Here is a 2,675-nt window from a genome sequence, read left to right as displayed (position 1 = left end):
TGAGAAACTCCGGAGTGTTCTGGCGGCGACGGTATAGGCCGAGGTGAGGTGATAGAGGCTGCTGGCGGGTGCCGGCGTTTTCGCGAAGGTGCCGTCGGGCTCGCGTTGTTCCATCCACAAGCCGGGCGGCGCCGGCGCGATATAGTCGCGCAGCACGGCGAAGGCGTGCAGGATGCGGCTCTCCGTCGCATCGGGGCGCAGGATTTCGGCCTTCAGCCGTTCCGTCTGCGGCCATAGCCGCTGGCTGGCCGAGACAAGACGGCCGTCGCTATCCAGCACGTCGACCAGTCCACCGGTTGTAGCGTGAATGCCGAAACGGTCGTTGAAGGCATCGAGCGCGCGCATGGCCTGGTCCACGGCCGCGAGAAACGGACGTCCGGCGGCCAGACGCTGGGTCTGATACCAGTGCAGCAGCCAGACCCATTCGGCATGATGCCCGGGCTCGACCAGAAAGCGCCCATCCTCGCGATGCGCTGTCAGGTCATCGTCGAAATATTCGGCCAGCGCGCCTTCCCCCGCCAGAAACATGTGGCTGAGGAAGAGAGCGACGATGCCCTCCGCGCGGTCCAGGAAAGGCCCGTCGGGGAAAGCTTCCGCCGCCGCGAGATTGGCTTCCAGCAGATGCATATGCGGATTCTGCCGGCGCGGCAGGCTGGCGGGCAGGCTCTCGCCATAGCCGCCGGCGGGATGGGGAAAGACACCGTGCAGATAGGCGTCGAGCGCCAGCGCCTCCGCCCGCAGCAGCGGGTCGGGCCGGACCTTCATCACCGTCGACAGCGCCAGCAGCACGAAGGCGTGGTCGTAAAGATCCCGCTTCGCATCCGTCACCCGGCCCGCCAGATCGAAGCGCCAGTGATAGCCGCCCGCCGCGTCGAAGGCATGGCGGCGGAGATAGCGCAACCCGAGTTCCACGGCCTCCTCGGCCTCTGTCATCCCCGCGCTCAGCGCCTCGGCGAAGACGAAGGTCTGCCGGGTCACCACGCGGAGGCGCCGGTAATCGGCGGCACAGCGCAGATCGTCCAGCGACAGACTTTCGTGAAAGCCGATAGCCTGTCCGGCATCGTCGCGATCGATGCCCTGCGCCAGCCAGACGGGCCAGGCGCTCTCCCGCAGCCAGGCAAGCCCCGCATCGGCGGCGGCCAGCAGCGCCGATGATGGAGGACGGGTCAACACGGCTCAGTGCTCAATCAGATCAGGAATCACGCTGCCGGTGCCGAGGCCGGATTTCTCAGCCTCCGCCTCCGCCATGCGCTGGATCATCTCCGACGTGCTGGTATTGGGCATATAGGGAATGATCTCGACACGGCCGCCATAGGCCTCGACCTCATCCCGGCCGACGACGGTATCGGGCGTATAGTCCCCGCCCTTCAGCAGAACATTGGGTTGCAGGGCCAGGATCAGATCCAGCGGCGTATCGCTGTGGAACAGAATGACGGCATCGACCGCTTCCAGCGCGGCGGCCACCGTCATGCGCGCGGCCTCGTTCTGCACCGGCCGGCTGGGGCCTTTCAGCCGTTTGACGGAGGCATCGGCGTTCAGCGCCAACACCAGCCTGTCCACCCGGCTGCGGGCCTCGGTCAGCGACCAGATATGGCCGGGATGCAGCAGGTCGAAACAGCCATTGGTGAAACCGACCGACAGGCCCTCCGCCTGCCAGGCCGCCACCTGCTGCCGCAGCGCTTCCGTCGTGGCGTAGATCTTGGGCGAGATGCGGTGTTCGTGCCGGTGCAGCAGCAGGTCGGCCAGTTCATCGACGGTCGCGGCCGCCGTGCCTTTCTTGGCGACGGCGATGCCGGCGGCGGCATTGGCGATGCGCGTTGCGGCATCAAGGCTGGCCTTTGCCGCCAGCGCCATGGCCAGCGTCGCGACCAGCGTATCGCCGGCGCCCGAGACATCCGTCACGCGCCGCGCCAGCGTCGGGAAGCGCGCCGTGGTGCGTCCATGCTCCACCAGCTGCACGCCGCCCTGGCTGCGCTTGACGACGATGCCAGCGGCCCCTGAGGCAGCGCTGATCTCCTGTGCTGCGTCTTCCACGGCCGCATCCTCCTGCGGCACGGCGCGGCCGACGGCGAGCGAAAGTTCGTGCAGATTGGGCGCGATGACACTCGCCCCCCGGTAGCGCGCGAAATCCTGGCCCTTGGGGTCGACGATGACGGGAATGCCGTGACGTGCGGCTTCCGCCGCCACGGCCTGCATCAGCGCCGGTTGCAGCACGCCCTTCAGATAGTCGGAGATGACGACAACATCGGCCTGCGGCACGGCGGCGACGGCACGGGTGATGAGGTCATCCAGGACAGCGCCGGCGGCCGGCGTCGTCACTTCCCAGTCCAGCCGCAGCAGATGCGTGTTGTGCTGCGGATTGACGAGGCGGACCTTCAGCGTCGTGCTGCGGCTGGCGTCGCGCACCAGATCGGCGGTCAGCTCCGGGAAACGGGCCAGTTCCTCGGCGAGTTCCCCGGCGATGGCGTCGGCCCCGCACAGGCCCACCAGATGGCAGCGCCCGCCGAGGCTGAGGATATTCGCCGCCACATTGGCCGCACCGCCCAGCATCTGCTCCTGCCGGTCCGCCGCCAGGATCAGCGACGGCGCCTCCGGCGACACACGCTCCGTCCGCCCATAGACGAAACGGTCCAGCATCACATCGCCCACAACCAGCACACGCCGACCCGCAAACG

2 protein-coding genes are annotated in these 2,675 nt (G+C 67.9%); both read right to left on the bottom strand.

Annotation, left to right across the window (positions count from 1 at the left end):
* A partial coding sequence (locus tag ASILVAE211_RS25665; RefSeq protein WP_227324192.1) for an AGE family epimerase/isomerase occupies positions 1 to 1,173 on the bottom strand: 1,173 nt, incomplete at its 3' end.
* Positions 1,174 to 1,176: 3 nt separating this feature from the next.
* Positions 1,177 to 2,675 (bottom strand): bifunctional heptose 7-phosphate kinase/heptose 1-phosphate adenyltransferase (locus ASILVAE211_RS25660; RefSeq protein ID WP_319799649.1); only part of this gene is annotated, 1,499 nt, incomplete at its 5' end.

Origin of the sequence: Acidisoma silvae, assembly GCF_020618775.1 — a bacterium.
Lineage (GTDB): Bacteria > Pseudomonadota > Alphaproteobacteria > Acetobacterales > Acetobacteraceae > Acidisoma > Acidisoma silvae.
The sequence above is the reverse complement of the archived record's forward strand: the minus strand, read 5'-3'. Positions and strand labels throughout refer to the sequence as shown.